General features: G+C 43.6%; 23 protein-coding genes and 1 tRNA gene. 14 read left to right on the top strand and 10 right to left on the bottom strand.

The features are described 5' to 3' along the window. Positions 1-53: 53 nt before the first annotated feature. The 3 genes from ACXAH2_RS05865 to ACXAH2_RS05855 all read left to right on the top strand — a co-directional run bounded on the left by ACXAH2_RS05865 (position 54) and on the right by ACXAH2_RS05855 (position 2,313). Positions 54-326, top strand: coding sequence for an HU family DNA-binding protein (locus ACXAH2_RS05865; protein ID WP_475077241.1), 273 nt, complete (start codon positions 54-56; stop codon positions 324-326). A 7-nt stretch (positions 327-333) separates the two neighbouring features. Next, positions 334-410, top strand: a tRNA-Asp gene (locus ACXAH2_RS05860). A gap of 79 nt (positions 411-489) precedes the next feature. Beyond that, positions 490-2,313, top strand: coding sequence for a SurA N-terminal domain-containing protein (locus ACXAH2_RS05855; RefSeq protein ID WP_475077240.1), 1,824 nt, complete (start codon positions 490-492; stop codon positions 2,311-2,313). 98 nt (positions 2,314-2,411) lie between these two features. On the opposite strand, the gene ACXAH2_RS05850 is transcribed toward ACXAH2_RS05855, so the two are convergent. The 7 genes from ACXAH2_RS05850 to ACXAH2_RS05820 are packed head-to-tail and all read right to left on the bottom strand — an operon-like array spanning position 2,412 to position 10,217. Continuing rightward, positions 2,412-3,326: a Dyp-type peroxidase gene (locus ACXAH2_RS05850; RefSeq protein ID WP_475077239.1), complete on the bottom strand. Its 915-nt coding sequence runs from the start codon at positions 3,324-3,326 to the stop codon at positions 2,412-2,414. A 23-nt stretch (positions 3,327-3,349) separates the two neighbouring features. Continuing rightward, positions 3,350-5,098, bottom strand: a complete 1,749-nt coding sequence (locus tag ACXAH2_RS05845) for a BatD family protein (protein WP_475077238.1) — start codon at positions 5,096-5,098, stop codon at positions 3,350-3,352. A gap of 44 nt (positions 5,099-5,142) precedes the next feature. Then, positions 5,143-6,840, bottom strand: a complete 1,698-nt coding sequence (locus ACXAH2_RS05840) for a vWA domain-containing protein (protein WP_475077237.1) — start codon at positions 6,838-6,840, stop codon at positions 5,143-5,145. Further along, the gene (locus ACXAH2_RS05835) at positions 6,837-7,832 is read right to left on the bottom strand and encodes a VWA domain-containing protein (protein WP_475077236.1); all 996 of its coding nucleotides are present in this window, start codon (positions 7,830-7,832) and stop codon (positions 6,837-6,839) included. Before ACXAH2_RS05835 ends, ACXAH2_RS05840 begins: the two co-directional genes overlap by 4 nt. Further along, positions 7,825-8,301, bottom strand: coding sequence for a DUF4381 domain-containing protein (locus ACXAH2_RS05830; protein ID WP_475077235.1), 477 nt, complete (start codon positions 8,299-8,301; stop codon positions 7,825-7,827). The genes ACXAH2_RS05835 and ACXAH2_RS05830 overlap by 8 nt, the downstream gene beginning before the upstream one ends. After that, positions 8,301-9,212, bottom strand: a complete 912-nt coding sequence (locus tag ACXAH2_RS05825) for a DUF58 domain-containing protein (protein WP_475077234.1) — start codon at positions 9,210-9,212, stop codon at positions 8,301-8,303. Before ACXAH2_RS05825 ends, ACXAH2_RS05830 begins: the two co-directional genes overlap by 1 nt. An 18-nt stretch (positions 9,213-9,230) precedes the next feature. After that, complete coding sequence (locus tag ACXAH2_RS05820) at positions 9,231-10,217, bottom strand: AAA family ATPase (protein ID WP_475077281.1); 987 nt, start codon at positions 10,215-10,217, stop codon at positions 9,231-9,233. 111 nt (positions 10,218-10,328) lie between these two features. Between ACXAH2_RS05820 and ACXAH2_RS05815 the strand changes: the two genes are divergently transcribed. From ACXAH2_RS05815 to ACXAH2_RS05795, 5 genes are all read left to right on the top strand, one after another. Beyond that, positions 10,329-10,550 carry a DUF2835 domain-containing protein gene (locus ACXAH2_RS05815; protein ID WP_353668069.1) on the top strand — a complete coding sequence of 74 codons (222 nt, stop codon included), beginning with the start codon at positions 10,329-10,331 and terminating at the stop codon, positions 10,548-10,550. Between the two features lie 38 nt (positions 10,551-10,588). Then, the gene (locus tag ACXAH2_RS05810; protein WP_475077233.1) at positions 10,589-11,626 is read left to right on the top strand and encodes a quinone-dependent dihydroorotate dehydrogenase; all 1,038 of its coding nucleotides are present in this window, start codon (positions 10,589-10,591) and stop codon (positions 11,624-11,626) included. Between the two features lie 123 nt (positions 11,627-11,749). Beyond that, complete coding sequence (gene rlmKL, locus ACXAH2_RS05805; protein WP_475077232.1) at positions 11,750-13,918, top strand: bifunctional 23S rRNA (guanine(2069)-N(7))-methyltransferase RlmK/23S rRNA (guanine(2445)-N(2))-methyltransferase RlmL; 2,169 nt, start codon at positions 11,750-11,752, stop codon at positions 13,916-13,918. A gap of 92 nt (positions 13,919-14,010) precedes the next feature. Next, complete coding sequence (purU, locus tag ACXAH2_RS05800; RefSeq protein WP_475077231.1) at positions 14,011-14,868, top strand: formyltetrahydrofolate deformylase; 858 nt, start codon at positions 14,011-14,013, stop codon at positions 14,866-14,868. 165 nt (positions 14,869-15,033) lie between these two features. Then, positions 15,034-15,294, top strand: coding sequence for a formyltetrahydrofolate deformylase (locus tag ACXAH2_RS05795; RefSeq protein ID WP_475077230.1), 261 nt, complete (start codon positions 15,034-15,036; stop codon positions 15,292-15,294). Positions 15,295-15,365: 71 nt separating this feature from the next. Here the strand turns inward: ACXAH2_RS05795 and ACXAH2_RS05790 are convergent, their stop codons facing one another. Beyond that, positions 15,366-16,433 (bottom strand): DUF3549 family protein, encoded by a 1,068-nt coding sequence (locus ACXAH2_RS05790; protein ID WP_475077229.1) that lies wholly within the window; start codon positions 16,431-16,433, stop codon positions 15,366-15,368. Positions 16,434-16,533: 100 nt separating this feature from the next. Here ACXAH2_RS05790 and ACXAH2_RS05785 point away from each other — a divergent pair, with 100 nt between their 5' ends. The 5 genes from ACXAH2_RS05785 (at position 16,534) to can (ending at position 21,403) form a co-directional block, all read left to right on the top strand. Then, positions 16,534-16,869, top strand: a complete 336-nt coding sequence (locus tag ACXAH2_RS05785; protein WP_475077228.1) for a YqcC family protein — start codon at positions 16,534-16,536, stop codon at positions 16,867-16,869. Between the two features lie 13 nt (positions 16,870-16,882). Beyond that, positions 16,883-17,734, top strand: coding sequence for a DUF1853 family protein (locus ACXAH2_RS05780; RefSeq protein ID WP_475077227.1), 852 nt, complete (start codon positions 16,883-16,885; stop codon positions 17,732-17,734). A gap of 67 nt (positions 17,735-17,801) precedes the next feature. Continuing rightward, entirely contained in the window at positions 17,802-19,817 is a 2,016-nt protein-coding gene (locus tag ACXAH2_RS05775) for a putative bifunctional diguanylate cyclase/phosphodiesterase (protein WP_475077226.1), read from the top strand. A gap of 99 nt (positions 19,818-19,916) precedes the next feature. Beyond that, positions 19,917-20,768 carry a putative RNA methyltransferase gene (locus ACXAH2_RS05770; protein ID WP_475077225.1) on the top strand — a complete coding sequence of 284 codons (852 nt, stop codon included), beginning with the start codon at positions 19,917-19,919 and terminating at the stop codon, positions 20,766-20,768. Beyond that, the gene (gene can, locus ACXAH2_RS05765; RefSeq protein ID WP_475077224.1) at positions 20,768-21,403 is read left to right on the top strand and encodes a carbonate dehydratase; all 636 of its coding nucleotides are present in this window, start codon (positions 20,768-20,770) and stop codon (positions 21,401-21,403) included. Before ACXAH2_RS05770 ends, can begins: the two co-directional genes overlap by 1 nt. Positions 21,404-21,461: 58 nt before the next feature. On the opposite strand, the gene ACXAH2_RS05760 is transcribed toward can, so the two are convergent. Then, positions 21,462-22,415: a LysR family transcriptional regulator gene (locus tag ACXAH2_RS05760; protein WP_475077223.1), complete on the bottom strand. Its 954-nt coding sequence runs from the start codon at positions 22,413-22,415 to the stop codon at positions 21,462-21,464. Between the two features lie 108 nt (positions 22,416-22,523). Then, positions 22,524-23,714: an AGE family epimerase/isomerase gene (locus tag ACXAH2_RS05755; RefSeq protein WP_475077222.1), complete on the bottom strand. Its 1,191-nt coding sequence runs from the start codon at positions 23,712-23,714 to the stop codon at positions 22,524-22,526. A 143-nt stretch (positions 23,715-23,857) separates the two neighbouring features. On the opposite strand from ACXAH2_RS05755, the gene ACXAH2_RS05750 reads away from it, so the two are divergent. Continuing rightward, the gene (locus ACXAH2_RS05750; protein ID WP_475077221.1) at positions 23,858-25,057 is read left to right on the top strand and encodes an ROK family transcriptional regulator; all 1,200 of its coding nucleotides are present in this window, start codon (positions 23,858-23,860) and stop codon (positions 25,055-25,057) included. Positions 25,058-25,062: the final 5 nt, after the last annotated feature.

Raw genomic sequence — 25,062 nt, 5'->3', positions numbered from 1 at the left:
TTTTGCGCCGATAATAAAACTAAGGAACCACGAAAATACTGAAGGGGTACAACGTGAACAAATCTGAATTGATTGATGCAATTGCAGCGTCTGCTGATATTTCTAAAGCTGCTGCTAATAATGCTCTTGACGCTACTATAAATACAATTCAAACGGCTTTGGCAAAAGGTGACCAGGTAACACTTGTTGGTTTTGGTACTTTTGCTGTTAAAGAACGTGCTGCACGTACTGGCCGTAATCCTCAAACTGGTGAGGAAATCCAAATTAAAGCAGCTAAGGTTCCTGGCTTTAAAGCCGGCAAAGGTTTAAAAGACGCTGTAAACTAATGCACGTGGAGCAGTAGTTCAGTTGGTTAGAATACCTGCCTGTCACGCAGGGGGTCGCGGGTTCGAGTCCCGTCTGTTCCGCCATTAGATACAAAAAGGTGTAGTCCAAGCGGAATACACCTTTTTTGTTGGCTCATTAAATAAATTTCATATGGAGGCAGTAATGCTCCAGGATATCAGAGACAAGTCACAAGGCATTGTTGTCAAAATCATTGTTGGTTTTATCGTCGTGACTTTTGCTCTTTTTGGCGTTGATGCCTTAGTTACCAGTTTCAATTCATCAGATAAAGTCGCCGAAGTGGATGGCGTCGAAATCACTCGTACACAAATGTTGCAAGGCGCGGAAACTCAACGTCGCCAGTTGATTTCTATGATGGGAAGCCAAATTAATCCGGCTTTATTAGAAGACAATCTATTACAACGTCGCGCTCTTGATGAATTGATTCAGCGCGCCGTGCTTGCCAACCAAGCCGACGATCTTGGATTGGGGGTTTCAGATGCGCAAGTGAATGCGTATTTATTGCAAGCAGAGCAATTCCAAACAAACGGTGAATTTGATCAGAACAAATATCTGAATTTTTTACGCTCGCTTGGCTTTACGCCATTGGCATTCAAGGAGCGAATTAAGCAAGATGTGTTGATTCAACAGCCTCGTAATGCCATCGCGGGTTCAGAATTTGTGTTGCCTTATCAGGTGCAAACAGTAACGGACTTACAATCGCAAATACGTTCTTATGACTATGTGTCTTTTTCACTTGCTGATGAATCTGAACAAACCAATGTGTCTGATGCAGAGTTGCAAGCTTACTATGATGAGCACAAAGACAGCTTCAAAACACCAGAGCAAGTGAAGCTTGACTATGTGGTTATTGCTAGCAGCGATTTCAATGATAAAGTGGAAGTGAAGGATGCTGAATTACAGGACGCTTATCAAGCTCTGATTGCTGATATGACGCCAGAAGAACGTTCCGCTTCGCATATTCAGATTGAGACCGCAGATCGCTCTGAGAAAGACGCTGAGGCCATTGCTACTGAGATTCAAGAAAAGCTAGCGGCTGGTGAAAGCTTTGCTGATTTAGCGGCTCAGTACTCTGATGATATCGCCTCTAAAAATGACGGTGGTTATCTAGGTTACATTCAGAAGGGTTCAATGGGCGATGAATTTGAAAAGGCTTTGTTTTCAATGAAGAAGGGTGAAGTCAAAGAGGTGAAAACAGAATACGGTATTCACCTGATTCAATTAGATGATATTGCCGCAGTGGATCTGCCAAGTTTTGAAGCTGAGAAAGCGCAATTAACTCAAGAATTGCTTGCTGACAAAACTCGTGACGCTTTATTAACCGCTCATGAAGACATTACTGATTTAGCGTACGCAAGTGAGAACTTGCAAGGCATTGCTAAGGAATACGATGTTGATGTGCTGCACAGTGCTTACTTTGGTCGTCAAGGTGGTAGTGATGAGGTTACCTCTAACCCAGCAGTGATTGCGGCCGCCTTTGGTGCAGCTGTGTTGGAAGATGATCAAAACAGTGATTTGATTGAATTGAATGACGATGAAGTTGTGGTGGTTCATTTAAACGATCATAAAGCGGAAGCCGTACAAAGTTTTGACGATGTGAAAGATCAAGTGGCGTCTATCGTTATACAAGATAAAGCGCTTGCTAACTTGAAGGTCAAAGCGCAAGCGGCAATGGCCTCTGCTAATACAGATTGGACCAGTGTTGAGAATGCTCAGCGAGGTCAAGACGAAATAACCTCATTGGCTTTCTCTCTGCCTCATCCTGAGCAAGCGCCTGTGACTGAGGTTAAGGATATGGCCAATGGCGATGTGGCACTGATTCGTCTCAATAAAGTTACCATTGGTGATGAGCCTGTTACGGATGAACAGAAGCAAGCTTATCAGCGTTACTTGAGTCAAAATCAAGCGAATTTGAGCACACAGGCTCAACAAGCTTACTTAACCACTCAAGCGGATATTGAACGCTAAGTTATATTCGCTGAAAAATAAAAAACCACTTCACATTGTGAAGTGGTTTTTTGGTTTTATGGCGAGTTATTTTAGATCGCTAATACGACTTTATAACCTTATTGAAATTTTAAGAACCATTCATTGGCTGGCACAAAAAACGCTTGGGCTGTTTTTGCTTCTGTGTATTTCATCAGGTGATCTGTGTTGCCCTGTTCATCACCGATAATCATGCTTTCCAACATTAAATTAAAATTAGTAGGACTCTTACTGTAACTGGCAAACATTAGGCCTTGGTCGGTTAAATTTCCGTAAGGCATACTTTGGCGTAAAATCTCAATGGATTTACCTTGTGCGTCTTTTAATGACGTGCGCTTAGTGTGGGCGTGAATTGATTTTTCCGCAGAAGGGTATTCTTCATTGTCTTGCTTAGTACGTCCGTATGTGTCTTCTTGAGTTTTAAGGTCCTGTTGTTGCCACTTTTCCAAATTATGGCTAAAGCGCATAAGGTTTAAATAGGAGCCATTGGCAAAGTTTGGATCAGCCTCACTTACCAAGGCAACGGCTTTACGCTGTTCGCCTTGTGGGTTTTCTGTACCGTCTACAAAGCCGGTGAGATCGCGACTGTCTTTATAGATGAAACAGGGCACTTCTTCCACTAGTTCGACACAGTCATTGAGTAATGCAAATAGACGACGAGTCAGATCGAAAGCCGCATCATGACGCATGGCTCGAATGTGCAGCACCATGTCGACGTCTGTTGGTGTGATTTCCATTTCTGGGCCTTTTAGATGAGGAAAAAAGGCGAGTTCTTTTGGCTGCTGTGTATCGAGCTTAGACCAGATACCTTTACTAAAGCCAATCGCTGCGTGCAATTGCGCCTGGCTGAATTCTTGCTGAACTTGATTGATGGTGCTTGGAAAAGCCGCAAGAGCGGATTTTAAGCTTGATATATGCTCAGCTAGTATATTTAGGGTAACAAAAAACGCGTCACTGGAAGGTTCCGCGATAATGCCTGACTGGTAACTTGTCATTTTTTGTTCCTTTGAAGTTTGACTTAAAAATTTGGATACAGGGCTTTTAATTGACTGGCTTGAGATGGTTTGGCAATGCCGCTGACATATTCTTCAAGGGCGTCAGCCAAAGGTTTGCCATACCATTCATGAGAGGGATTATTGGAGTACATTATCAGTTCAGCTTCCATGAGTAATTGGGTAACTTGCACAGAAGTTAGCCGCTTGATGTCATCTAAAGTACGAATTTCATGGTCGCCCCAACGATGACGAGCCCACTCTAGTAAGTTTGTTCGCAACTCAGAAAGTTGATCATTACGACAGGTCGTTAACAAGTGTTGAAATGCAGTAGGTTCGTCAGGTGTAGAAAGTGGCGCGAACTCCTGTAGGGTCGGAACCGACTCTTCCATCGTTTCAGATTTTGGTTTTTGACGGCGTAAAAAGACCCACAAAGCCAGCGTGAGTAAAGCCATGGCAAATAAGGTGTATATCATTAGGGTTTTGAGTGACCAGGTGTCATTGTCAGACTTAATGATGGTTGGAGAAGCCACTATGGTTGGTTCAGCCTTAGGCTCTGGTTTCTTTTGCAGTGAAATCGGTGCAGTTGAACTTGGTTGTGCAGGCAAAGGTGTGGTGTCAATGCTAGGCGTTTTCTTGTTATTCTCTAAGTTTGGTAGGGGCGCAATGTCTATGCCGTTGGTATTAGCCAGCGCGTGAACCAGCTTGGCTTTGCGCGTATCCCAGTAGCTAATGTCGATGTCTGGTAGTTGCAGATTGCCTTGTGCGGTTGGTACCACTTCCACTTGTATACTTTGTTCACCAATGACGCCATTGGCATTTTTACTGGTACTGAATTTAGGTGGTTGTGGGTAAAGTTTATAATTTCTGGTGCTATTAAAATCTAATGTTGGGATTTGCTCTGGTAATGATCCTGTTGCACGAATGTGAATATTCCACAATAAGGTGTCACCAACACGTGGTGTATTATCAGTAGACGATAGCTTACTAGTGACTTCAACTGATTGACTGGGTAACCAGGCGTCGGCTACATAACTGGCAGGAATAGGAAGTACTTGTAGATTTAATGGTTCACTTTGAACTTTGATTAAGCGACGGCCAAAAGACGTGTTCACCATGGCTTGAATGCCTTGGGGTGAGATGGTGAGTAAACCACTGCGCTGTGGAAAGCTTAAGTAATCGCGAGTAATCACCTCGTATTGTGTGCCATTGATGGTTTCATAGCTCATTTGATCATCGCTCAAACGTTCGACGACTAAGTCTGGATGGCTTGGCACAGTACGATTGGCATTCTGTAATGCAACTGAAGTATAGAGTTTGATGCGTAAAATTACCTGTTGCTGTAGGTAAGGTTCGTTGTCTGATGCCTCTATACGAACGATAACGGGAGGATTGCCATTGTCATCAAGCAATTGAGGTGAACTTTTCACTTCTAATTTAATGGGCTGGGACTGATGGTTGCCTATCGTGATGGCAGGAATTTCTATTGTGCCAACGGATTTAGGCATAAGTGAAACAACCCAAAAATTGAGCGCTTTGCTGGTGCCAAGGTTAAAGCTGAATTGACTGTTTTGACTTTTTCCCAATACCTCAAAATCTTTTTGTAATGGGCTCAAATCTGGGCCATTACCTGTATTGCTGAAATCGGCTTTTAAGGTAAGTTTCACTAGCGTATTTTCGGTGACTACTTTTTTATCTAGGGTCGCGGTTACCGTGTCCGCATAACTGAAAGAGGATAATAGCAGGGTGCAGCAGAAGGCCAGACAATAGTTCATTAGCCATCTTATGTGAGCCTGATAGCAAGTGATGTTTGATTGTCTTACCATGGGTTCATCCCATCCTCTTGTCGTAATATATTCTGAGCGCGTTTTTCTTGATGCAAATATTCTAATTTGCGTTGCAATAAGCTACCAGGGTCGTCCTGTATTTGACGTAGCCATTGTTCCAAGGCTTGTTGGTTTTCTTGTCGCCCTTGGGCTGATCTTTGTTGCTCGTCCTCAGCCCTATTATTATCCTCAGCTGATTCACTTTTGTCTTGTGTTTCGTCATTTTTGTTTGCAGTATCTGGCGTTTCAGCGTCCTGCTGGCCTTGTGGTTGGGGCTTTGGTGGGGCTTGTTGCTGATTTTTCTGTTGTGACGAGCCTTGCTGTGATGGTGAGTCTTGCTGCTGTTTTTGTTGTTGTGCGGTTAAATAATCAAGGTTCTGTTGGGCAACGGTCAGTTTAGGGGTTTGTTTTAATGCAGCTTGGTAGGCTTGTATTGCCTTGTCTGTTTGTCCGGAAAGCGCATAGGCATTACCAAGATTGTAGTTATCTGCCGCATTGCGTTCGGTATTCTCCAGGTCTTTTATGGTTTCCGAGTATTGTTCTAAAGCGTAAGCTGAGGCAGCTCGCCAATCTGGTCTTTGAAATAATTCTTTGGCAGCCTGCCAATTACCTTGATCAACATACTGCTGAGCCTTTTGGTCTGGTGTGCGAAACCAGTCCAACGGCGAGGCGATTAATTGCGAGCTTGGCAAATAAAAAATACCCAGTAACACCAAGAAAACCACTCCGCGGCGAAATTGATAAGCCAGCCAAATTAGAAATGGAATAGCGAACCAATGTCCCTGATCTTTCCAAGTGATACCTTGATTGTCCGCTTTTTCTCGGTTGTTTTGAACGTTTGATGTTTGATTGATCTGCTGTAATTCATTGCCTGTAAGGCGGCCATGATAAAAGTGACCATCTAGAGATTGAGTAAAGGCTCGTAATTGTGTAATGGGGGTTTCTGGAATAATTGTTTGATTAGCGCGCTTTAATAATCTACCGTTCGGCAGTTTTATGGTGCCACCTTGAGGAGTGCCTATGGCGATTAAATCCAGATGAATGTCTTGATCCTTAAGCAGCTCAGGGATGCGTGCTTCATCCCGCGAAGAAATATCGTCGGTTAGTACGATCAAATGCAACAGACTATCGCTCTTATTGAGTTGGATAGCAGTGTTTATAGCATCGGTTAAATTATTGCCGTAGATTGGCATGATGATGGGTTCGAGTGCCAACAAAAAGTGTGTAATGGTGTCTCTATCTTGACTGAAAGGGCTGATGACGTAACTGTCCCCTGCGTAAGCGATTAAAGCGATGTCACCGCCTTTGCTACTGCTTAATATGTCGCGTACTGTCTGTTTTAGCTGAGTTTGGCGATTAGGCTGAATGTCTGTGGCGTACATGGAAAGTGATTGATCCACCACAATCACGGTTTTTTGACTGTTTAAATACATAGGTTGGGTGGTTTTTTGCCAACTTATGCCCGCTATTCCAAGCCAGCATAATAAAATGCTAAACAATCCTAACCATTTATTTAGAGAAGGCGCGTTTTGCCCATCTTGTAAATAGGGTAGAAGATGTAAATCAACAATGTCATTAAGCTTTTTTTGTTGATCTTGCTGGGAATGAAAGCAATACATTGCTAGTAAGGTGATAGGAATCAACACTAGCCATTCAGGGTATTCAAAATGCAGACTATCAAATAAGGTCATGGTGTACCTCTGCGTATTTGAATGCCTTTAGTAAGCGCCAGTGTGATAATCAAACAAATAATAGAAATAAAGCCTAGCCAGTGAAATAAACTGGTGACGGGACGCTGCCAGATATCTTCCGATGGCGTAGGTTCAAGTTGATCAAGCTCTTGATAAATGGCTTGTAGATCTTCTGTACTGCGAGCGCGAAAGTAATGTCCACCGGTTTGTTGAGCAATGTCTTGTAACAGGCTTTCATCTAAATCACTGGAAGGGTTGATGATCTTGGGGCCAAAAAAACCTCTCATTACCATTTGCTCAGCGCCCATGCCAATGGTGTGCACGCGAACTTGCTGGGAAGCGGCAAAAGCGGCTGCCTGACTGGGTTGAACTCGCCCTGCAGTATTGGCACCATCGGTCATTAGGATAAGTACTTTCTGATCGGCTGGTTTATCTTGAAGTTGCTTGATACCTAACCCAATGGCATCGCCAATGGCGGTTCGTTGGCCAGCAAAACCAATTTGTGTTTCTTGAACTAATTGATTGATGGTTTTGGTGTCAAAACTTAAAGGTGCTTGTAAGAAGGCTTTGCTACCAAAAACGATGATACCTATACGATCACCACGGCGTTGGGTGATAAAGTCAGACAGTACCGATTTGGCGGCTTGTAAACGATCAGCAACTTGATTTTCTAAAACCATGTCGGTAATTTTCATGCTGCCAGAAAGGTCTAAGGCAATCAATAAATCTCTTCCAGAGGGGGTGATTTGAGTCGGTTCCCCCAACCAAGTCGGACGACTCATTCCTAAGACTAAGATAAGCCACGCTAGCCACAGCATCAGTTTGGCAAGCTTAGCATGATGTGTAATACGGCTTTTGCTTTGATTCTCAATTAACTCATGACTGTGGGCCCACCAAATGGCGGCGTACTTCGTCTGCGCGCGCGGCAGTTTGCTGACCAACCAAGGTAGTGGCAACAGCACGAATACCCAAGGCCAAATAAACTCAAGCACGATGCCTCCTGATCCAGTATCGGGTCGTTGCTATCATGGTGTCTTGTTGTGCAGCATCCAACTCTATGTGTGGTTGGTAGGGTGCCGTAATAAAAATGTCGCCTAACTGGGAAAACTGGCGTTTCTCTGGCATGCCTATATCAAGATACGCGATTAACTCTCGGCTGCTGAGTGCGGCTTTTTGCTCCTGACCTAGGCTAACTAGACAGCGACGTATTAATTCGTGACAAAGAATAATAGCGTCTTTGGCTGAACTTTGTGGCAGGTTGTTTTTAAGTAGTGCGAGTGCTTCTCGTCGATAGGCGCGTTTATTATAGCGTCTTATCCACCACCAAATTACCATCATGATACTGCTTAATAAGATAACAATGATAGGCCAGGTCCACCAAGCTGGCGGCCACATAGCAACTGCGTCAGGCAGCAGATAAGCTTTATTAGGCAACTCAATGGCCGACGTGGATGGCATCATTAACCTAGAGCTCCCATAGAAAGTAAACTTCTTGCAATGCTTTCTGGCGGTTCGGCTAAATCAAACAGCAGGTGTTGGATGCCTAGATGGTTTAGTTTGTGTTTGAGTTGCTGGTTGTGTTTGAGGAAACTGGCACGGGCTAATTCTGCACTCGTGTGACTGACATTGACGAGATCGCTGCCTTTGGCGTGTTTAATATGATATTGCCCAGCAGCTAAATTAAAGGCGTTGTCGTCAATAATTTGCACCCAAAAAACCTTGTTATGCTCCGCCAAATAATGCAAATGTGTCAGTTCTTGAGGGGAAACTGATTGTTTGTCTGTCAGCAGTATGATGTCTTTGTTTCTCATCTTTTTGGTAATGGGATGAGGTGCGACCATTTGCAAAGTGGCTTTGGCTTGGCTGCGATTGAGAATCTGACTGGCGCGAGACAATTGCTTAAATAGAATGGATAGATTGTTGGGCTTTTGTTGATGGTGATCTTCGTCAGCAAAACAAAGACGATAAGTAAACGCATCACCTTGTTGTTGACTACGCCAAGCAATAATAGCGGCCAGCTGAATAAAACGAGTGGCAATGAAGGTATGTCGAGTGCCGAAATAAGCGTCAGCCGATAGATCCAGCATCAGCAAGCGTTGATGCTCATGTTCTTGGGCATAAAGGCGAGTATGGGCTTTTCCCGTGCGAGCAGTAACGCGCCAGTCAATGTGACGTAAATCATCGCTTGGTTGGTAAGCGCGTAACTCGAGCATTTCCAAGCCTTGGCCTTTTATGTGGGAATATTTGTCCCCCGTGTTGAAAGCGTAATACTTGGCTTTTGGTGCGCGTCCTAAGTGCTTGGCATAGTGAGCAAAGACGGCAAAATCCGTTTCTTGTAATTCTGGTGAAACGGGTGACAGCAATAAGCTCATAGTGCAATCACCTGTTGATTAAAGTGTCGGCACATGACTGATTAGGCGGCGCAGTAAATCGTCAGTAGAAAGGCCACTGGCTTGGGCTTCAAAGGACGTAATCACTCGATGACGTAGTACTGGCAAGGCCACTCGGCGCACATCGTCTGGGGTCACAAAGTCACGCCCTTCTAGCATAGCATTGGCACGCGCGCAGCGATCTAAGGCGAGTGTGCCTCGTGGACTTGCGCCAAATTCTATTAGCTGCAGATTGTGTGCATCTTGACCCAAAAAAAGTTCTGGCTGACGTGTGGCCATGACCAATTGCACTATGTAGTGTTCAACATTTTCCGACATATATAAGCTTAGCGCTTGCTGTTGCAGTGTCAGTATTTGCTCAGGGTGACACAATGCTTGCGCCGCCTTGTCTTGTGTTTTGTGTAAATCTTGTTGGCGAACCAAACGTAATACTTCGAGTTCGCTCTTAGCGCTTGGGTAACCCAAATTAATCTTCATCATAAAGCGATCAAGCTGGGCTTCTGGTAAAGGGTAAGTCCCTTCTTGCTCAATGGGGTTTTGGGTGGCGATAACGAAGAATAAAGGTGGCAAGGCATAACTTTGGTTGCCCACTGTGACTTGCTGTTCGCCCATGGCTTCCAGTAGCGCCGATTGTACTTTGGCTGGTGCTCGGTTGATTTCATCGGCTAACACTATGTCATTAATGATGGGGCCAGGCACGAAACTAAACAGCCCAGTTTCTTGTTGATAAATGTCTGATCCAGTGATGTCGCCTGGTAACAAATCAGGGGTAAATTGAATGCGCTGGAAACGACCGTCAATAGCGTTGGCGAGGACTTTTGCGGCAGTGGTCTTGGCAATGCCTGGAGGGCCTTCTAAAAGCACATGCCCATTGGCGATTAATGCTACTAACAATTCGTGAGTTAAATCCTCCTGACCAATAATGGCTTGATTGAGATGATCTTTTAACTGCTCAACAAGAGATAGCATCGAATTGAGGTTCCTTATACTTCTGTCAATAATCGAATGAAAACTTTATAATAGCGCCCATCTTATCGGATTCAAATCTTTACGCACAGAGCTAACTTTGTAAGGGTAACGTAAGCGCGGAACGGAAAAATGGCAAAAATTGTACTGACGGTGGCTTTGCCTGCTTTTAAATATGAAGCCATGTATGCTGGCGCGGCGAAAAATTTGGTCGCCAGCAGTTTAGACGGACGTAAAGTACAATTGCCATTATCTGCTTTTCAATCTTTTGTAACGCACCAAGGGATCCATGGTCTGTTTGAAGTGGAATTTGATGATAGGAATAAATTGGTTGGCGTGACTAGACTAAAATAACGGCTGCCAACATAGATCACGTATTCAGGAGCTTTTTTATGTATCAGTTTGCCCGCTCGCTATTGTTTAAACTTGACCCCGAAGTGTCTCATGAGCTTGCTTTGGATATGCTCGCGGCGAGCAGTCGATTGGGCTTGAATAAGCTGTTTGCGGATATGCCAAATAGCAAACCGGTTGATCTGATGGGGCTAAGATTTCCCAATGCAGTGGGGTTGGCCGCTGGCTTGGACAAAAATGCCGATGCGTTTGAAGCATTGGGCGCCATGGGGTTTGGCTTTGTGGAAGTGGGTACTGTGACGCCCAGAGGTCAGGCAGGTAACCCTAAGCCTCGCCTGTTTCGTTTGCCTGAACATCAAGCCATCATTAATCGAATGGGGTTTAATAACAAAGGCGTTGATCACCTTGTGGCGCGTATTAAAAAACATAAGTATCCGGGTATTTTGGGGGTTAATATTGGTAAAAACTTGACCACTTCAGTAGAAGATGCCGCGGCGGATTATTTATCTTGTTTGGAGGTGGTGATGCCTTATGCGGATTACGTCACCGCTAACATCAGTTCGCCAAATACCCCAGGCCTTCGAAGTTTGCAGTTTGGCGAGAGTTTAGCGGAATTGATTTCACCTTTGGTTACCGCGCGTGATCACTATCAAGAAGAGCGCGGAAAGCGTGTGCCTTTGGCGGTGAAAATAGCCCCAGACATGAGTGACGATGAAATCAAGCTGGTGGCCGATACCCTAGTTGAACAGAAAGTAGACGGCATCATTGCTACCAATACCACGTTATCTCGGGATGCCGTTGCAAATCATCCTTTGTCGAAAGAAGCCGGTGGATTAAGTGGCGCACCTTTAAATGAAGCCTCGACACATGTGGTACATGTGCTTGCAGAGCATTTAAAAGGCGCCTTACCAATTATTGGTGTTGGCGGTATTAGCACGGGGGCAGATGCCGTTGAGAAATTGCAAGCGGGTGCGAGTTTGGTACAAATTTATTCTGGTTTTATTTATCGTGGGCCAGAGTTAGTGAAAGAAGCCGTTGCCAGTACCGATGCTTATTATCGAGAGCTTGATTTGAAATAAGTAATCAAGCGGAATGATTTACATGTGTCGTTTGACGGCACTGCACGAGGCGGGATGCATATCCCGCCTTTGTTATTTTTGGCGAAACCGCCAAACACTGAATTTAATCAAAAGTAGCTATAAATGAACTCAATGACAGACACGCCTGAACCAACACAGTACGCCTTAGAGATAACTTGCCCACTGGGCATGGAAAACGTACTTGAAAAAGAATTGCATGCCGAAGGTTTGATGCAGACGCGTTTAGGTGAGGCACAAGTAAAGCTCACCACTGATTTAACTGGTATGTATACCGCTTGCTTATGGTCGCGTGTTGGTACCCGAGTCATGTTGCCCATCGGCCAATTTAAGATGGAAACCGCGGATGATTTGTATGCTGGTGTCAAAGCCATTAATTGGTCAGAACATCTGTTGGTAAGTAACACCATTGCCATTGATTGTCATGGCACTAACCATCACATTCGTAATACACAGTTTGGTGCAGTTCGTACCAAAGATGCTATTGCAGATTATTTTGTGGCCATGACAGGGCAGCGACCGAGTGTTGAAAAGAACCAACCAGATGTGCGTATTGCGGTGCGTATTAAGCGTGACCAAGTGACGGTGAGTATCGACCTGTCAGGTGAAAGTATGCACCGCCGCAGTTATCGCCAGCAGGGTTCGATGGCGCCGCTTAAAGAAAACCTTGCTGCGGGGCTGTTGTTGCGAGCTGGGTGGAGCAAAGAGACAGAATGGCGTCAGTTAATTGATCCCATGTGTGGCTCGGGCACCTTTTTGGTCGAAGCGGCTTTGATGTCATTGGATATCGCACCAGGGTTGCGTCGTCAGTATTGGGGCTTTAAAGGTTGGAAGCAGCACGATCACAGATTGTGGCAACAGCTTAACGATCTGGCCAAAAATCGTAAAAAAGACCCTGCTACTTTGGGTGTGCGTTTTCAAGGCACGGACCGTGAGCAAAGGTCTATTGCTGCCGCACGTGAAAACATTAAACGCGCAGGTCTGACTGGTGTGATAGAAGTGACCTTATCACCTTTTCAGCAACATGAATTTGACCTAGATGAAAATCAGCCTGGATTGGTGATTACCAACCCACCTTATGGTGAGCGTTTGGGGGATGAAATGGCGTTAATCGCTTTGTATCGCCAGCTAGGAGAATGGGTAGTAAACCATGCGCAAGGTTGGCAGCTTATGATGTTGACCAGCAACGACCATTTAGCCCGTCAAATTCCAGTTCGACCTGAGAAAAGTACTCGTGTCATTAATGGTGGGATTGAGTGTCGTGCTTATCAATTCCCTGTTACAGAGGGAAATATCAAAGCCGATGCGGTGTCGCATTCTGTGATGACGCCTGGCGCACAGATGGTGGCAAATCGTCTGCAAAAGAACTTTAAGAAGATGAAGAAATGGCTGGAGCGTAACAAAATTCAATGCTTCAGAGTGTACGATGCGGATATGCCTGAATACGCTGTAGCCATTGATTTGTATCAGGATTGGGCACACGTTCAAGAATATCAAGCACCAAAAAGTGTTGATCCAGAGAAAGCCAAACAAAGACTGTTTGAAGTCGTGTCTGCTATTCCAAATGCGTTGCAGATTTCTGAATCCAATGTGGTTGTGAAGCATCGTCAGCGTCAGGCGGGCAAAGGTCAATATGAGAAATTGGATCAGTCGCAGCATGAGATGGTGGTGGAAGAGCACGGCTGTGATTTCATTGTTAACTTGAAAGATTATTTGGATACAGGCTTGTTTCTAGATCACCGTCCAGTACGCAAGCTGATCCAAGATAAAGCCAATGGTGTGCGTTTCTTAAATTTGTTTTGTTATACCGCATCGGCTTCTGTGTATGCCGGTCAAGGTGGCGCTCGTTCGACATTGAGTGTGGACATGTCAAATACCTACACTGATTGGGCGCGCCGTAATATAGCATTAAATGAATTTTCTGAACGCGATCACAGAGTTGAAAGAGCGGACTGTTTTGAGTGGTTAAAACAAAACAAAGACGAATTTGATTTGATCTTCATGGATCCACCGACTTTCTCAAACTCTAAAAAAATGGCGGATGTGTTAGACATTCAGCGTGACCACGGTGAGCTAGTGCGTTTGGCGATGGCGAGATTGGCGCAAGAGGGTGAATTGATTTTCTCGAATAATTATCGACGTTTTCGTTTGGACGAGGATTTGTTGAACGATTTTGACGTTGAAGACATTACCAAATCTACGCTAGACCCAGATTTTGAGCGCAACAACAAGATACACCAGTGTTACATCATCAAACATAAATCTGGGTGTTAGACAGGGAATTCAGTATAATTTCCTAAAATTTTAAACTAATTGTTTTTTATTCTATAACCTGTTGTTTTAAATAAATTTATAAGTTTCCTGATATGAAAAAAACATTTCGTCTTGTGATCAGTTGCCCCGATAGAGTGGGGATTGTTGCTGCGGTAAGTCAATTTTTAAATGAGCGTTCTGGTTCCATTATTGAGGCCAGTCATCATACTGACTCAGAGCAGCAATGGTTTTTCATGCGCCATGATATTGATGCAAAAAGTTTGTCGATTGACCTAGAGACGTTTCGTGAAGAATTTGCGCCGATTGCTGAAGAATTCAACATGCGTTGGTATGTGAAAGACAGCGAAGATCGCCCTAAAGTCATTTTAATGGCAACCAAAGAGTCTCATTGCCTGAATGACATCATGCACCGCTGGCATACTGGCGAGTTGGCTTGTGAAATTGTGGGTGTGATTGCAAATCATGAAGATCTTCGTTCTATGGTTGAGTGGTATAACGTGCCTTATTTCTGCATACCTGTGCCGAAAGAAGATAAAATGCCTGCTTTTAAAGAAATTGAAGCGCGTATTGAGGAAACTGGTGCTGACACCATTGTATTGGCTCGCTACATGCAAATCTTCCCTGAATACTTGTGTGAGAAATATAAGCATCGAGTAATCAATATTCACCATAGTTTCTTACCGTCTTTCATTGGTGCTAAGCCTTACCATCAGGCGGCGGTTCGTGGCGTGAAGCTGATCGGAGCCACATGTCATTATGTCACGGCTGACCTAGATGCGGGCCCAATCATTGAGCAAGATGTGATTCGAGTTCGTCACAGCCATGCTGCAGAAGACATGGTGCGTTTGGGTAAAGACATTGAAAAGCTAGTATTGTCTCGTGGTCTACGTTATCACTTGGAAGACAGGGTACTGGTTCATGGCAACAAAACGGTAGTGTTTGCAGATTAAACGAATTAAGAAACTTATGTCGTAAAAAATGGAAGGCTTTGGCTTTCCATTTTTTTTATGTTTTTTAACTTTTTGTAATCTTAAGTGAGTGACATCTTTGTTTTCTTGAAAAGCGTCTATAGTTAACGGATGAGTATAGAAAGAGACGGCTACAAGAGGGAAATTATGAAACTCAAATTAACGCCAACTCAGAATTTATGCGTTGGTTTTTTAGAGTCAGGATTTAAGTTAGTGCAAATGGGGGAGCAATATTATTTTGTTAAGGGAGAGCGTCGTCAAAAAGTGCTCCCTAAAACCCTAGACGCGTTAGTGAATCGCGGTGCGTTATCCTTTACTGACGAAGGTGATTATATTCTAAGTGATGAGTTTGTAGCCCATCGCAAACGAATGCGAGAGTCTGACCAAAGTGTTCCTGTTAAGCATTAGTGAGTAGTTCTGCTTATTGACCCAAGTATTTCAATATTGAAATCTTGGGTCTTTTTTTGTCTGTCATCTGCTTATTGAACTGACTTGGGGGGTTGTGTGAATAAGTGTCCAACAGCCTGAGCTAATTGTGAACTGATACGCTCACTTCGTAACAACTGCCATAATGGTTGTTTGGTTTCCGGGTGCTGGCTGAATTCCGCTGTAATTTGTTTAAAGGCAATGAAGCCATCCTGACGATGAGCGAGTTTTTCCATAATAATGCGCAATAACTGTGGATTAAGCGCGATCCAATGTGGGCATTTTGCCGCTAAAGCGGCAATCAAATGAATGTCATCATCACTGCATTGAGATAAATCGCCTAATAGTCCAAACAATGGTAACAATAACGGATCAATAAATTCTCCTTTAGATAGTGCTCTGACGTAACTGGCACGCAACATAGGATCTTGTTCTTCACTCAGTTTGGCTAAAAGACAATCGCGTATTGCATTGGGTAAGGTTTGATGCTCCAGAGCATGACACAAAGCAGAAACGAAAGGAGAGGGAGCTTCTGCCAAGGCTTTTAGCGCTAGGTCATGCTCTTTTGCTTGATCTACACGCACCGCTAACTCAGCGATCCCCTGCAATCCCAATGATTGCCAGGTATCAGAGTGGTGATCAATATCGTCTTGTAAATAATGAGTCACATCGGCAAAGTAGCGCGAGGTATCCTGGTGGAGGTCTTTTGCTAAGATGGCATGAAAACTCGCCATGCGTTCTTGATCAGGTTTGAATGCATAAGGGCTGTCCTCTAGCGCTTCCGATAAGCCTTCTTCTCCTTTATGCAAAATTTTATCGACGATGCTTTTTATGAAGTGGTCACGTGTGCCTAGGTTTAGGGCGCCAGCTTCATCTAATGGTAGTTTGAGAAACCAAATGACAGCTTCTGTATTTTTTTCTTGTCGACCATCCTGTGCGTTTCTTAATAGGCATGCTAACCAAGCATGTTGGCGAAAAGGGTAAGGATAAGCTTGTTGCTTACGATCAAATTGAATGGCTTGCTGCGGCGTGATTTTGTTAATGCAGCGGCCGAGATCATAATAGGTTACTTGGCAGCCGACCATATTAAACAGGTCACAAAGAGATTCGATTTTATTCATAACTAAATTTTTACTCAGCTGGCCGATAAAGTACTCAATGTTATTTATATCGGTGATAAATAGATAACTCTATTCTACTGTTTTTGTTGGGAGAAATCAGGTGAATCAAGGCTTTTTACGCCATCATATTTTGGCGGACTTGCTAATGGAATTGCAGCTTTGTATGCAAGAAAATGCTTTGTGGGAGTCTGAAGTGCCTACTCAACAAGCACGGCAAAGCCAAGAACCTTTTTGTATTGATACTATGAGGTTTGAACAGTGGTTGAGATATGTGATGATCGAGCGTTTTAAATGGATGATAGAAGAAGGTGCAGAGTTACCAAAGCGGTGTCATGTATCGCCAATGGCAGAAGAAGTTTATAAGGATTCGAAGCAGGTGAATTTGCCTCGTTTAATTCAATGTTTGGATCGAATTGATAGGCATTTAAACTGTTAGAGTGAGGCGCAATTTGAGTCCTTTGCAGATAATTGAGGATTTACAATGGCTTGTGGAAGGGCATGTTATTGAGTCCGATTTTGATTTGTCGCCATATTGGTGCGCTGATTTAGAGCAAAAATTGGCAAAGCTTAGACAAGATAATCGGCCACTATTAGATCGAATTGCTCGTTCCAAATCACATTTTTTAGGCAGTTACTTCGAGGCCTTATTTAGTTTTGCCATTGATCATTTAACAAGGTTGGACATTATCAAAGAACATTTCCAAATTGATGAAATGGGCAAAACGTTAGGAGAAGTGGACATGTTAGTGCGCTTGCCTACGGGGGAATTGCATCAGTTTGAAATCGCGATTAAATTCTATTTGCAGCGACCAGATCTAGCACCAAATGATTGGATTGGCCCCAATAAAAACGACAGTTTGCATAAAAAGGTCACTCGTGCTCGCCAACATCAATTAACCATACTGTCTACAAATATAGGTCGACAGTGGCTTGAGCAACAAAATATCAAGACCGAAGTTGAGTCCAATCTACTGATATTTGGTCGTTTTTATATGGCGTTGAATAATTCGCGAGCGATTGAACTTTGGCTTGCTGAAACGGTCTTAGGTGGTTGGATTCGCGCCAGTCAATTTATACGGCTCCAAGCGTATTTTTCGTTTTTTTATGTTTTGCGAAAACCACATTGGATGTCATGCCCTGTAGTCGATGAGAATTTCACTTTCTTTTCTGAGGAAAGCGCTTACAATCTTGTAAGTCTTTTCCTACAAGATGAAAGGCCAATACATCTTTTTATGGCCCCTTCGTTAGAGGCTAGTCATGCTGGCGGTAAATGTATTTTTGTGGTTCCTGATCATTGGTGAAATTTTCTGTTTATTCAGAAAGAAAGTCGCTGTAGTATTTGTTGTATTCGAGCTGTATTGAATTTAAATGACTGACTTAAAAGAAGTTCTTAAAAGTAAATTGCCATTGGCTGCATGGATTCTAGACGTGGAGAAATCTTCGGTCATCGCCTATAATGATGCAGCTGAGAGTTTGTTAGCCGATTCATTGCGGCAAATTCAATCCGGAAGTAGACGCATTCCGAACGATTTACAAGATAAATGGGTTCGTAAACTTGCAACGATGGATAGGCAACAGAGTTTTTCGTGTCCTTGGCCAGTTGATAATAATGAAACATTTAAGCATTGGTGTCAGGGTTCGGTAGTGGATTTAGAGGATGGGCGCAAGGCATTATTGCTCGAAGTGCAACTTGAAACCATTACCAAAGCTTCTGATCCCTTGATCGATAAAGACGTTAATCTACTCAAACAATTCAAAACCCTTTCTTTTGCTATCTTTTCCTTACAAGGTCGCTACCTTAATTCCAGTGATATTTTTACGGAACAATTTGGTTCTTTTGAGCAGTTATCTAGCTTGTTTGCCGTCTCTTCTGCAGCCAAAAGTTTTATGCTGCGTTTAAACGAGCAGCAAAGTTTGTCGCAAGAAATTATGTTATCTACTTTACAAGGTGTTCGTTGGCATAGAATTGAAGCTAGGCTTGATGTTTGCTCACAGCAAATTTACCTTTTAGCCCATGATATTCAAGAGGAGAGAGATCATGAGGTTGCGCTTTACCGCTTGAATAATTATGACAATTTGACCAATTTACCTAATCGTAATTTACTCTATCAGCAATTGGAAAGTGCCCTGCAAAATGCCAAAAAACGTCAACGGGAATTTGGTCTTTTGTATCTCGATTTGGATGGTTTCAAGGTAATCAATGATAACTTTGGTCATCGAGTAGGAGATGAGTTGATTCAGCGGGTTGCAGAACGTATCAAGTCGAGTATCCCGGCTGCGGCGTGTTTGTATCGACTGGGTGGTGATGAGTTTGTTGTTGTATTGGAAAATACTAATTCAATGAGTGAATTAGAGGACATTGCTCGAAGTATTATGTTCAACGCCAGTAACACTTATTTGGTGGCTGAAATGGAGATGATGATCAGTGCCAGTATAGGCATTGCCAGTTATCCGCAGCATGCTGAAGACGTTGATAATTTGCTGAAAAACGCGGATGCCGCAATGTATCGTGCTAAATCCACCGGACATAATTTGTATTGTGTGTACGAAAATCGTATGGCCGATAATATTAATGCGCATCTCACATTAGGCAGTGGTTTACGTAAGGCCATTGATAATGAAGAGTTTGAGTTACATTATCAGCCGAAGGTGGCATTACCAAAAGAAAATGTTGTGGGCGCTGAGGCGCTAATTCGTTGGAATCACCCTGAATTAGGTATGATTAGCCCGAATAAATTCATTCCATTAGCAGAAGAGAGTGGCTTGATTCTTCCTTTGGGGGAGTGGGTGATTCGTCGTGCTTGTCGCCAATTGCAAGAGTGGCGTCAACAAGGCCATCCTCCCATTCGTTTATCCGTGAATCTATCCAGTCGTCAGTTTATGCAAGCGGATTTGGTTGACATGGTGAAAGGCATTTTGGAAGAAACTGGGGTCGACCCAGAGTATTTAGAGCTTGAGCTGACGGAAAGTATGTTGATGACAGATGCTAAGCAATCGATAGAGAAACTGCATAATTTTAGAAAGTTGGGGCTGACGCTTTCTATTGATGACTTTGGTACAGGCTATTCTTCATTGTCCTATTTAAAAAAATTCCCAATCCAAACGTTGAAAATCGATCGTTCTTTTATTCATGATCTTGGCTTAGACAGCGATAATGATGCCATTGTCAAAGCCACTATAGCCATGGCGAAAAGTCTTAATTTGAAGGTCATCGCAGAAGGGGTTGAAAATCGCTCTCAAGTCAGCGCACTTGATGGTTATCAATGTCAGGAAGTCCAAGGCTTCTTGTATTCTAAGCCCTTACCGAGTGATGATTTCATGCATTATTTACAAGAGCAAGTGAAAGTAGAGCATTTTAGTTTGGTGGAAACCGGCTCTTTGTAGTTGATAAATTGTAATGATTCGTCATTTTCCATGCATCAACTTGCAGCCATTGGGTTAACCTCTTACTCTTAGCTTCAGACTGTAAATAACGGATTTGTTGTGCCAATCTTAGAAAATTTAACTTGTCCTATTGATGGCGAATACTTGCAAAGGCAAGCAGGAAGCCTGACATGTTCACAAGGACATACTTTCGATCTCGCCAAAACGGGCTATGTTAATTTATTACCCGTTCAACATAAACGCTCCAAAGACCCAGGTGACAGCAAAGAAATGGTGTCTTCGCGGCAACATTTTCTTAATCTACATCACTATTTTCCAATTATTGATGCCATCATGGATGGCTGGCCAAAAGCAGCATGGCAACCCAATATGCGCATTTTGGACGCTGGATGTGGTGAGGGTTATTATCTAGATCAGCTTGGACGAGCGTTTGAGAAAGTGGCAATGCCAGCTGAGAGAGTGGGCTTAGATATTTCAAAGTGGGCGGTAACGGCGGCCAGTAAGCGCGATAAAGCGGTTTCTTGGATCGTTGCGAGTAATGCCAGTTTACCTGTGCCGGATCAACGCTTTGATATTATTTTATGTTTATTTGGTTTTCCCGTTTTTCATGAGTTTCAGCGTGTTTTAACAAAATCTGGTTATTTGTTGTTGGTTGAGTCCGGGCCTGAGCATTTAATTGAGCTGAGAGAAATATTGTACGACAGCATACATACTTACAAAGCCACTCATGCTGATGGTGTCCCTGGTTTTGAGTTATATTCCGAACACAATAAAAGGTTTCATTTTTCACTTTTATCGCAACAGCAAATTCAAGATTTGCTGAGTATGACCCCCCATATTCATAAGGCGTCCTATCGAGGAAAACAGGAAATTAAACAATTAGATAAGATTAGTGTAACAGCTGACATCAAGTTACGCTGGTATCGTAAGACTGATGAGAGAAGTACATAATGCCAAAACAGAAGATAGAAGATCTTTTTCAAAAAAACCGTGATTGGGCGGAGAAAGTATCGGCTGAAGATCCAGATTTTTTCTCAACCTTGTCTGAACAGCAACAACCTGAATATTTATGGATAGGTTGTGCCGATAGTCGTGTGCCTGCGAATCAGATTATTGATCTTCTTCCAGGAGAAGTCTTTGTTCACCGTAATATTGCTAACGTTGTAGTGCATACTGATTTGAACTGTTTGTCGGTGATTCAATACGCTGTGGATGTGCTTAAGGTGAAACACATTATGGTCGTTGGACATTATGGCTGTGGCGGTATTAAGGCAGCAATGGGTGAGGGTGATAATGGCATGATTGATAACTGGTTATGCCATATTAGAGACGTGTATCGCTTTCACCGTAAAGAGTTGGACAAAATTACAGATGACCAACAGCGTTTTGATCGTATGTGTGAGCTTAACGTGATGGAGCAAGTATCTAATGTCTGCCAGACCACAATAGTGCAGAATGCGTGGCAGAAAGCTCAAGAGTTACATGTTCATGGCTGGTGTTACAGCATCGATAATGGTCACATTACGGATTTAAAGGTAACGGTTTCGAATGCGCAACAAGCCATTGAAAATTTAGACAAACTTTAATGATTGAAATAAAAATGCCGTCGATTAAGACGGCATTTTTATTGCTAAGGCTTGGCTTTTATAAATTGTTACTTTCCGCAATGGTCTTGGCACAACCAGCTATGCTGGAACGTAACCAGATATGGCCAGGGTCATGTTGTAACAGAGGGCTCCACAACATCTTTAATTCAATCGGCGGAATATCGAACGGCGGTGGTACTACCGTTACGTGAGGGTTGTCTTTCATTAGGCGTGTTGCAAGGGATGGTAGTGTGGCGATTAATCCCAGTTGCTCGGTGGCGCGCATAGCCACATTATAGTTTCGGGTAAAGAGGCGAATGTTTCGCTTAAAGCCGAGGTCAGCCAAGGTGCCGTCCACCCACCCCAGTTTTTGTACTTCTTCTGGTTGAATGCCCACACCGACACCAAAACCAGTTTTACTGACCCACACGTGAGGTGAGGACAAATACATCTCTAAACTGAAGTGTTTTGCGATCTCAGAATTGGCCGGAATGAGGCAAGAGAAGTGATCAACCCATACGGATTTTTGATGGAAAGATTGGGGCAGGGTATCAAAGCGGTTAATCACCAAATCAACTTTGCCTTTTTCTACATCGTGAAAGCTCACATCGCTTGGGTTCATCACGTCTAAGATGACATTGGGGGCTTCTTCTTGTAACTTTTTCATTAAAGGCGGAATCAGCGTGGCTTCTGCATAATCACTCACCATGATGCGGAATACTCGAGAGCTGGATTCAGCCTCAAAGTTTTGACCTAAGTGCAGGACTTCATCGACCGACTGCAAAATATTTTGTACGCGAGGTTGTAGTTGAATTGCCAAAGCGGTTGGCATCATGCCATCACTGGTGCGTACTAACAAAGGGTCGTGAAACAGATCTCGCAAACGTCTTAAACCATTACTCATCGCTGGTTGTGTGATACCAAGTTGGTTGGCGGCATGAGTAACGTTTTGCTCCCTCAGCAGGGAGTCTAAATAACGAAGTAAATTGAGATCTATTTTGTCTAACTGCATCTGGGGGCCGTGTCCACAATTAATGGGGCTGAATCATACTCTATTTCTAAGGTGAATAGAATGATTGCTCTATAATCCTTTATTGGAATAGTAATCTGTTTGGTCAGGTTAATTGTGCTTTTGCAATTGCTCAATCACCTCATAACAAGCGCCCATGGTGTGATAATCTGTCTTTCCTGCAGGACTTTTACAATCGTCAATCGCCAGATTGTCTCGGGTGAGAATACGAAACCATGCTCCATATTGATGATCTACCATATGTTGCCAGCTGTATTGCCAAAGTTGATCGTATTTTTGCCAGTAGTCAGATTTTCCTGTTTTCAGGGCCAGCATGGCCGCGGCAGCGAAGGATTCCGCTTGTACCCAGAAATATTTGTCGCCATCGCATACCTTACCTTGAAGGTCATAGCCGTAGCAGAGTCCAGCGTTTTTTTCATCCCACGCCTTTAACCATGCTTGGTTAAAAAGCAGTTCCGCTTTAGGGATCAGCCAATCAATAGCACGACGCTGGTGGATCAACAAAAGTAGCTTGGCCCATTCAGTTTGGTGTCCTGGCTGAAAGCCCCAGGGTCTGAACAAATGCTTTGGATCATCTCGATTGTAATCCCAATCCAACTTCCAGTCAGCCGTATAATGTTCCCAAATTTCGCCATCCGCTAAATCGGCTTGTCGAACGCAAATCTTTTCTGCCAAACCAATAGCACGATCCAGATAGTGAGCTTCCTGAGTGGCATCGTAGGCCGCCAACATGGCTTCACAGGAATGCATATTGGCATTTTGTCCGCGATATGGGGATACTTCTTGCCAATCGGCAGAGATTTCATCTCGATATAGACCAAATTCCGCATCCCAATAATGCTTTTCCATGGTCTGAAAGGTTTCTTCTAACCAGCCTTTGGCTTCTCTGAGGCCAGCTTTATATGCCATAGAGTAGGCTAACATGACAAATGCGAAGCCATAACAATGATTGGTCTCGTCAAGATTGTCAGCTCCTTTTAGTAGCCAAACATAACCGCCATTGGATTTGAGATGGCGCTGACGTAAATAGGTAACACCGTGTTTTACTGCCGCTAAGTAATCCGCGTTATGTTCGGCTAGGTAGGCTTTTGCGTAGTTAAAAACAAATCGTGTGCTACTGACCAAATGGCGAGTTTCGTGGTCATAAATTTCGCCATTGTCTTTAAAAAAGTGGAAAAAGCCACCCTGTGGATCAATGCAGTTTGGATGATAAAAGGCCATGGTGTTTTGTATATGGGATGAAAGAAACTCAGGAGAGCGAAAATCGGGTAAGGCTGACATGATTCATTCCTAGTGTTTTGGTTTGTTATTTTTGTAAGCAAAATTGCATTGCTTCAAATACTAATGGCTAAACTTATTAAATCAACTAGATTTATTAAATTGAAGTGGTTAGTTTACTGGCTTCTCATAAAGGTAATATTGCAATGCAGTCGTCGGGTAGTACCTCGGAACAAAGTCGAATTTATAATGAGCGAATCATATTGCACCTGATTCGTCAGCATCCTGAGATATCTCGTGTACAAATCTCAAAACACACAGGCTTAAGTGCACAAACCATTTCTGTTATTACTTCATCTCTGCTAGAGCGAGAGTTACTATCAGTGGTCGGCAAAGTGACTGGGCGTCGAGGACAACCCTCAATTAAACTCAGTATCAATCCACAAGGTGCTTATGGACTGGGTATTAATGTGGACCGCAATCACATCAGTGCTGCTTTATTGGATTTTACTGGAGCGCAAGTTTTCTTGCTGGAAAGACAAGTGTCTTTTCCAACCGAACACTCTGCTAAAAGTATTGCACAAGACTTGCTACAAGAGGTCAAACTTACCCTCGGCGATCATTGGAGCAAGGTTCAAGGTGTGGGCTTAGCCAAACCGGACTACATGGATTCTTGGTTGGATAGTCTGGTGACCAATCCAGATCAGCGAGAAGATTTAGGCCGTTTGCAAACCGCCTTGGCGTATTGGCAATCGGATGCATTTGAGCATTGGTTAAGTGAGCAAACTGGCTTACCTTGTTATCGCCAGAATGATGCTGCAGCGGCGGCCACCAGTGAGCTTTTATTAGCCGCCCAAGCACCAAAAAATGACTTTTTCTACTTGTTTGTCAGTACGGCTTGCGGCGGAAGTTTGGTGGCAAATGGTGAGTGTTACTCAGGTGCAAATGGTAAGGCGGGCAGTTTTGGTTTGATTCCAACTGCCACTGGTCGCCATGGCAAATGGGTATTGGAAGCGCTTTCTTTGGCCTCCTTGCATCGATATTTACAGCAGTGTGACCTAGCTTGGCCGGAATCCTCTCAGGTTTGGCAACGAACGGAATGGCAGAATGCGGTGCAACAATGGGCAGAAGAAGTAGCGGAAGAAATCAAAAGCGCACTGGTGTCAGTGGTGGCGCTTTATGACCCGCAAAGTATACTGCTTGGTGGACTGTTGCCGGCACCAGTTAACTTGGCTCTGATAGATTCATTGGCATCGGTATTAAAACGAGAGACTTTACTGACTCCCCCTCCTATTTGTATGGCTCAAACCGGTCATATTGCCGGTGTGTTAGGGGCAGCTGTATTGCCTTTGTATGAAACCTTTGCGCCACAACAAAACCTACTTTTACTGAGTTCCAAAAGGTAAAACTT

Source organism: Marinomonas sp. ABL3_031 (genome assembly GCF_056161265.1).
Note: the sequence above shows the minus strand (reverse complement) of the source record. Positions and strands in the feature narration are given on the sequence as shown.

Bases quoted from the DNA above. Each gene is read 5' to 3' on its own strand.
- ACXAH2_RS05855 (WP_475077240.1), top strand. From the start codon at position 490: ATGCTCCAGGATATCAGAGACAAGTCACAAGGCATTGTTGTCAAAATC.
- ACXAH2_RS05850 (WP_475077239.1), bottom strand. From the start codon at position 3,326: ATGACAAGTTACCAGTCAGGCATTATCGCGGAACCTTCCAGTGACGCG.
- ACXAH2_RS05845 (WP_475077238.1), bottom strand. From the start codon at position 5,098: ATGAACTATTGTCTGGCCTTCTGCTGCACCCTGCTATTATCCTCTTTC.
- ACXAH2_RS05840 (WP_475077237.1), bottom strand. From the start codon at position 6,840: ATGACCTTATTTGATAGTCTGCATTTTGAATACCCTGAATGGCTAGTG.
- ACXAH2_RS05830 (WP_475077235.1), bottom strand. From the start codon at position 8,301: ATGATGCCATCCACGTCGGCCATTGAGTTGCCTAATAAAGCTTATCTG.
- ACXAH2_RS05825 (WP_475077234.1), bottom strand. From the start codon at position 9,212: ATGAGCTTATTGCTGTCACCCGTTTCACCAGAATTACAAGAAACGGAT.
- ACXAH2_RS05815 (WP_353668069.1), top strand. From the start codon at position 10,329: ATGGCAAAAATTGTACTGACGGTGGCTTTGCCTGCTTTTAAATATGAA.
- ACXAH2_RS05810 (WP_475077233.1), top strand. From the start codon at position 10,589: ATGTATCAGTTTGCCCGCTCGCTATTGTTTAAACTTGACCCCGAAGTG.
- rlmKL (WP_475077232.1), top strand. From the start codon at position 11,750: ATGAACTCAATGACAGACACGCCTGAACCAACACAGTACGCCTTAGAG.
- purU (WP_475077231.1), top strand. From the start codon at position 14,011: ATGAAAAAAACATTTCGTCTTGTGATCAGTTGCCCCGATAGAGTGGGG.
- ACXAH2_RS05795 (WP_475077230.1), top strand. From the start codon at position 15,034: ATGAAACTCAAATTAACGCCAACTCAGAATTTATGCGTTGGTTTTTTA.
- ACXAH2_RS05790 (WP_475077229.1), bottom strand. From the start codon at position 16,433: ATGAATAAAATCGAATCTCTTTGTGACCTGTTTAATATGGTCGGCTGC.
- ACXAH2_RS05775 (WP_475077226.1), top strand. From the start codon at position 17,802: ATGACTGACTTAAAAGAAGTTCTTAAAAGTAAATTGCCATTGGCTGCA.
- can (WP_475077224.1), top strand. From the start codon at position 20,768: ATGCCAAAACAGAAGATAGAAGATCTTTTTCAAAAAAACCGTGATTGG.
- ACXAH2_RS05760 (WP_475077223.1), bottom strand. From the start codon at position 22,415: ATGCAGTTAGACAAAATAGATCTCAATTTACTTCGTTATTTAGACTCC.
- ACXAH2_RS05755 (WP_475077222.1), bottom strand. From the start codon at position 23,714: ATGTCAGCCTTACCCGATTTTCGCTCTCCTGAGTTTCTTTCATCCCAT.
- ACXAH2_RS05750 (WP_475077221.1), top strand. From the start codon at position 23,858: ATGCAGTCGTCGGGTAGTACCTCGGAACAAAGTCGAATTTATAATGAG.